The organism is Gluconobacter sp. P1D12_c (assembly GCF_018812105.1).
Classification (GTDB): Bacteria; Pseudomonadota; Alphaproteobacteria; order Acetobacterales; family Acetobacteraceae; genus Gluconobacter; species Gluconobacter oxydans_A.
In genome coordinates this window covers 1-680 of the sequence record NZ_JACSIQ010000119.1, presented here as the reverse complement: position 1 = coordinate 680, position 680 = coordinate 1, and the positions used below count along the sequence as shown (strand labels likewise).

The 680-nt window shown below is 45.6% G+C and carries 1 protein-coding gene; it reads right to left on the bottom strand.

Annotated elements, in window-relative coordinates:
• A partial coding sequence (locus tag KP705_RS15865; RefSeq protein WP_215764917.1) for a protein rep occupies positions 1-680 on the bottom strand: 680 nt, incomplete at both ends.

Here is a 680-nt window from a genome sequence, read left to right as displayed (position 1 = left end):
GATTTAGGGACACCTATCGTGGCTTCGCCTTCATCACGCTTCGTGAAAAGCTCAGCATCATTGATGACACGCTTCTTCATCATCTTCAGAGATCCATCAGACTGATCTCGAACGATGCGAAGCCTCTCATCATTAAGAGACCCCTTGAACTCCTTAAACGATCCGTACCTCTGTATCAGTCGCGTATTGAGTGTCTCATTATAGAACCACTCAAGATGGCCATCCTCCATCGTCTCAATATCGTTCGGCTTAGTCACATATTTTGTGACCTCATCAACAGACTCAAGAGTTCCCGCATCCTTAACAATGCACGACATCCTCTCACGAACATCAGCAAGAAAATCCTGCCAGCMGTTCCMCTTCAAATACGGCAGATCAAAGAGGATATTCATATGCATGTTAAGGGTTTCATGATCCTCATTATGAGTGAACTCAGTCCCCCTGAAATACAGATTTGAACCATATTTTTGATTGAGCCAACGGAAGCAATCAGAGAGCTTGCGTGTCCATTTCCTATGCTCCGCCTTGAGGTCATCATATATGCGGACGTTCTCACCGCAGGTGATAACCATGTACCGCAGATACTTCCCCTTATTCGGGAGAATGTTATCAATCCAATAGGTCAGCTCATTCCTCAACTGGCGACGCTCAGCAACAGCAACAGCAGGAATGAACATGAT